Here is a 5,463-nt window from a genome sequence, read left to right as displayed (position 1 = left end):
TAAGATAGAGAAGTTGCCCTTCGGGCCTGGCTGTGGTGGCTGGGTCGTGGGAGCATCCGATCCTTGAGAACTCAACAGCGTGCACTTGTCAAATGCCAAATTATCCTCGTTCAGCTTCGGCTGGGTGAGAATTCCTTTGGATCAAAGACCACTTCCTTTGGGGAGTGGCAACGGATAGTCAGCAATGAATATCTCTTTGGTCAGTTTCAAACTCGCTGCGTCACCGTTTTCCCGGTGGGGTATGCATTTCTTTTTTACGGAGAGTTTGATCCTGGCTCAGGATGAACGCTGGCGGCGTGCTTAACACATGCAAGTCGAACGGTGAACACGGAGCTTGCTCTGTGGGATCAGTGGCGAACGGGTGAGTAACACGTGAGCAACCTGCCCCTGACTCTGGGATAAGCGCTGGAAACGGCGTCTAATACTGGATATGTGACGTGACCGCATGGTCTGCGTTTGGAAAGATTTTTCGGTTGGGGATGGGCTCGCGGCCTATCAGCTTGTTGGTGAGGTAATGGCTCACCAAGGCGTCGACGGGTAGCCGGCCTGAGAGGGTGACCGGCCACACTGGGACTGAGACACGGCCCAGACTCCTACGGGAGGCAGCAGTGGGGAATATTGCACAATGGGCGCAAGCCTGATGCAGCAACGCCGCGTGAGGGATGACGGCCTTCGGGTTGTAAACCTCTTTTAGCAGGGAAGAAGCGAAAGTGACGGTACCTGCAGAAAAAGCGCCGGCTAACTACGTGCCAGCAGCCGCGGTAATACGTAGGGCGCAAGCGTTATCCGGAATTATTGGGCGTAAAGAGCTCGTAGGCGGTTTGTCGCGTCTGCTGTGAAATCCCGAGGCTCAACCTCGGGCCTGCAGTGGGTACGGGCAGACTAGAGTGCGGTAGGGGAGATTGGAATTCCTGGTGTAGCGGTGGAATGCGCAGATATCAGGAGGAACACCGATGGCGAAGGCAGATCTCTGGGCCGTAACTGACGCTGAGGAGCGAAAGGGTGGGGAGCAAACAGGCTTAGATACCCTGGTAGTCCACCCCGTAAACGTTGGGAACTAGTTGTGGGGTCCATTCCACGGATTCCGTGACGCAGCTAACGCATTAAGTTCCCCGCCTGGGGAGTACGGCCGCAAGGCTAAAACTCAAAGGAATTGACGGGGACCCGCACAAGCGGCGGAGCATGCGGATTAATTCGATGCAACGCGAAGAACCTTACCAAGGCTTGACATATACGAGAACGGGCCAGAAATGGTCAACTCTTTGGACACTCGTAAACAGGTGGTGCATGGTTGTCGTCAGCTCGTGTCGTGAGATGTTGGGTTAAGTCCCGCAACGAGCGCAACCCTCGTTCTATGTTGCCAGCACGTTATGGTGGGAACTCATGGGATACTGCCGGGGTCAACTCGGAGGAAGGTGGGGATGACGTCAAATCATCATGCCCCTTATGTCTTGGGCTTCACGCATGCTACAATGGCCGGTACAAAGGGCTGCAATACCGTGAGGTGGAGCGAATCCCAAAAAGCCGGTCCCAGTTCGGATTGAGGTCTGCAACTCGACCTCATGAAGTCGGAGTCGCTAGTAATCGCAGATCAGCAACGCTGCGGTGAATACGTTCCCGGGTCTTGTACACACCGCCCGTCAAGTCATGAAAGTCGGTAACACCTGAAGCCGGTGGCCTAACCCTTGTGGAGGGAGCCGTCGAAGGTGGGATCGGTAATTAGGACTAAGTCGTAACAAGGTAGCCGTACCGGAAGGTGCGGCTGGATCACCTCCTTTCTAAGGAGCATCTGACGCTTCGGCGTCCAGAACCCAGATCGGACCCGCACGTGGTTCGCTGGGAGCTCATGGGTGGAACATTTGACATGGCATCGGGAGTCGATCTCGGATCAGTACGCAGCTTGCTGCAGGAACGTCTGGGTGAAGGGTTTCGGTGCCTGCACGCTGTTGGGTCCTGAGGGACCGGATGCGGTTTCGATCTTCGGGTCGGGACGGTCTGTTCCTCTGGGCCTTTTGTCGTCTTCCCGTGGGGGGAGGGGATGGAGGGTACCGCCCGTACTTTGAGAACTACACAGTGGACGCGAGCATCTTGCAACAGCCTTCGGGTTGTTGCGCAAGATGATCTTAAAGATCATTAGTCAATCTCCATGCCTTTCGGGGTGTGGCGATCGATTCGAACTCATGTGATTTCAAGTCTTTAAGAGCAAACGGTGGATGCCTTGGCATCTGGAGCCGAAGAAGGACGTAGCAATCTGCGATAAGCCTCGGGGAACTGATAAGCAAGTTTTGATCCGAGGGTGTCCGAATGGGGAAACCCCGCTGGGCGGCGTGCCGACCTAGTGACTCCCGTCTGAATATATAGGGCGGGTAGAGGGAACGTGGGGAAGTGAAACATCTCAGTACCCACAGGAAGAGAAAGCAACCGCGATTCCGTTAGTAGTGGCGAGCGAAACCGGATCAGGCTAAACCGAGCGTGTGTGAGAGCCGGCAGGCGTTGCACGTTCGGGGTTGTGGGACTTTTCTGATCATTCTGCCGAGTGGTCGACGTTACAAGAAGGTATAGACGAACGGTCTTGAAAGGCCGGTCATAGAGGGTGCCAACCCCGTAGTCGAAATGCTTTGCTTGGCGTGAAGAGTATCCCAAGTAGCACGGGGCCCGTGAAATCCCGTGTGAATCTGTCAGGACCACCTGATAAGCCTAAATACTCCCAGATGACCGATAGCGGACAAGTACCGTGAGGGAAAGGTGAAAAGTACCCCGGGAGGGGAGTGAAATAGTACCTGAAACCGTTTGCTTACAAACCGTTGGAGCACCCCTGGTAGGTGTGACAGCGTGCCTTTTGAAGAATGAGCCTGCGAGTTAGTGATATGTGGCGAGGTTAACCCGTGTGGGGTAGCCGTAGCGAAAGCGAGTCTGAATAGGGCGATTCAGTCGCATGTCCTAGACCCGAAGCGAAGTGATCTATCCATGGCCAGGTTGAAGCGACGGTAAGACGTCGTGGAGGACCGAACCCACTTAGGTTGAAAACTGAGGGGATGAGCTGTGGATAGGGGTGAAAGGCCAATCAAACTTCGTGATAGCTGGTTCTCTCCGAAATGCATTTAGGTGCAGCGTTGCGTGTTTCTTGCCGGAGGTAGAGCTACTGGATGGCCGATGGGCCCTACAAGGTTACTGACGTCAGCCAAACTCCGAATGCCGGTAAGTGAGAGCGCAGCAGTGAGACTGTGGGGGATAAGCTTCATAGTCGAGAGGGAAACAACCCAGACCACCAACTAAGGTCCCAAAGCGCGTGCTAAGTGGGAAAGGATGTGGAGTTGCCTTGACAACCAGGAGGTTGGCTTAGAAGCAGCCACCCTTGAAAGAGTGCGTAATAGCTCACTGGTCAAGTGATTCCGCGCCGACAATGTAACGGGGCTCAAGCACGCCACCGAAGTTGTGGCATTGACATTATTGGTAGGCCTTCGTGGTCCAGCCGTGTTGATGGGTAGGAGAGCGTCGTGTGGCCGGTGAAGCGGCGGGGTAACCCAGCCGTGGAGGCTACACGAGTGAGAATGCAGGCATGAGTAGCGAATGACGTGTGAGAAACACGTCCTCCGAAAGACCAAGGGTTCCAGGGTCAAGCTAATCTTCCCTGGGTAAGTCGGGACCTAAGGCGAGGCCGACAGGCGTAGTCGATGGACAACGGGTTGATATTCCCGTACCGGCGAAGAACCGCCCAAGCTAATCCAGTAGTGCTAAGTGTCTGAATCCCAGTGACTGATCCCTTCGGGGTGACGCTCTGGGCCTAGCGCACGACCCCATTCTGGTGCGGTTAGCGTATTAACAGGTGTGACGCAGGAAGGTAGTCCAAGCCAGGCGATGGTTGTCCTGGTGCAAGTGTGTAGGCCGAGTCGTAGGCAAATCCGCGATTCATACAGGCTGAGACACGATGCGGATAAAAAGTGGATGATCCTATGCTGCCAAGAAAAGCATCGACGCGAGGTTCCAGCCGCCCGTACCCCAAACCGACTCAGGTGGTCAGGTAGAGAATACCAAGGAGATCGAGAGAATCGTGGTTAAGGAACTCGGCAAAATGCCCCCGTAACTTCGGGAGAAGGGGGGCCATCCGCTTATACCCACTTGCTGGGAAAAGGGCGTGGTGGCCGCAGAGACTAGTGGGTAGCGACTGTTTACTAAAAACACAGGTCCGTGCCAAGTCGCAAGACGATGTATACGGACTGACGCCTGCCCGGTGCTGGAAGGTTAAGAGGACCGGTTAGCCGCAAGGCGAAGCTGAGAATTTAAGCCCCAGTAAACGGCGGTGGTAACTATAACCATCCTAAGGTAGCGAAATTCCTTGTCGGGTAAGTTCCGACCTGCACGAATGGCGTAACGACTTCCCAACTGTCTCAACCGCGAACTCGGCGAAATTGCATTACGAGTAAAGATGCTCGTTACGCGCAGCAGGACGGAAAGACCCCGTGACCTTTACTACAGCTTGGTATTGGTGTTCGGTGTGGCTTGTGTAGGATAGGTGGGAGACGGTGAAGCATGGACGCCAGTTCGTGTGGAGTCATTGTTGAAATACCACTCTGGTCACTCTGGATATCTAACTTCGAACCGTGATCCGGTTCAGGGACAGTGCCTGGTGGGTAGTTTAACTGGGGCGGTTGCCTCCCAAAAAGTAACGGAGGCGCCCAAAGGTTCCCTCAACCTGGTTGGCAATCAGGTGTCGAGTGTAAGTGCACAAGGGAGCTTGACTGTGAGACTGACAGGTCGAGCAGGGACGAAAGTCGGGACTAGTGATCCGGCAGTGGCTTGTGGAAGCGCTGTCGCTCAACGGATAAAAGGTACCTCGGGGATAACAGGCTGATCTTGCCCAAGAGTCCATATCGACGGCATGGTTTGGCACCTCGATGTCGGCTCGTCGCATCCTGGGGCTGGAGTAGGTCCCAAGGGTTGGGCTGTTCGCCCATTAAAGCGGTACGCGAGCTGGGTTTAGAACGTCGTGAGACAGTTCGGTCCCTATCCGCTGCGCGCGTAGGAAGTTTGAGAGGATCTGACCCTAGTACGAGAGGACCGGGTTGGACGAACCTCTGGTGTGTCAGTTGTTCCGCCAGGAGCACCGCTGATTAGCTACGTTCGGGATGGATAACCGCTGAAAGCATCTAAGCGGGAAGCCGGCCTCAAGATGAGACTTCCATACCTTCGGGTGAGAGGCTCCCAGCCAGACTACTGGGTTGATAGGCCAGATGTGGAAGCACGGTAACGTGTGCAGCTGACTGGTACTAATAAGCCGATGACTTGATAACACACCGTTCGTTGGTGCTTGCGTCCACTGAGTGGTTCTCGATGTACGGTCGAGAACCGCCTTTCCGATGACACTCGTGTCATCGCTAGGTTTTTGAAACATCAATAGTGTTTCGGCGGCCATAGCGTGAGGGAAACGCCCGGTCACATTCCGAACCCGGAAGCTAAGCCTCA

General features: G+C 54.9%; 3 rRNA genes. All 3 read left to right on the top strand.

The annotated features are described in order from the left end of the window. Positions 1–253: 253 nt before the first annotated feature. Positions 254–1,778 (top strand): 16S ribosomal RNA (locus tag AB3M90_RS16115). Positions 1,779–2,186: 408 nt separating this feature from the next. Further along, positions 2,187–5,291 (top strand): 23S ribosomal RNA (locus AB3M90_RS16110). Positions 5,292–5,401: 110 nt separating this feature from the next. Continuing rightward, positions 5,402–5,463 (top strand): 5S ribosomal RNA (gene rrf / locus AB3M90_RS16105); the annotation flags it as partial.

Source organism: Microbacterium martis, from assembly GCF_047246685.1.
GTDB lineage: Bacteria > Actinomycetota > Actinomycetes > Actinomycetales > Microbacteriaceae > Microbacterium.
The sequence above is the reverse complement of the archived record's forward strand: the minus strand, read 5'-3'. Positions and strand labels throughout refer to the sequence as shown.